The sequence below is a fragment of the Microbacterium maritypicum MF109 genome, from assembly GCF_000455825.1.
GTDB lineage: Bacteria > Actinomycetota > Actinomycetes > Actinomycetales > Microbacteriaceae > Microbacterium > Microbacterium maritypicum_A.
On the sequence record NZ_ATAO01000117.1, the window covers coordinates 1 to 327 of the forward strand.

Sequence of the window (327 nt, forward strand, 5' to 3'; positions counted from 1 at the left end):
ATCGTGGGGGCGTTCCAGGAGAGTCCGACGAACTCCCCGAGCGAACTGTTCCCGACGAGCGGGTGGACTGTCGACAACTTCGTCGCGATCGACTCGCGCATCGACCTGGTCGGCTCGCTGCTGAACTCGCTGATCTTCACGGCGGGCGTGCTGCTGGGAACCGTCGTGTTCGGGCTGCTCGCCGGCTACGCGATCGCCCGCCTCGACTTCCGCGGCCGAGGCGTGATCTGGGTGCTGATGCTGCTCGTGCAGATGGTGCCGTTCCAGCTGCTGATGATCCCCCTCTACGTGCAGATCACCCGCAACTACGGCCTCGGCGACTCGTAC

Annotated in this window: 1 pseudogene; it reads left to right on the plus strand. The window is 65.4% G+C overall.

The window, feature by feature from the left end:
- Positions 1–327, plus strand: a pseudogene (locus tag L687_RS27805) (carbohydrate ABC transporter permease); the annotation flags it as partial.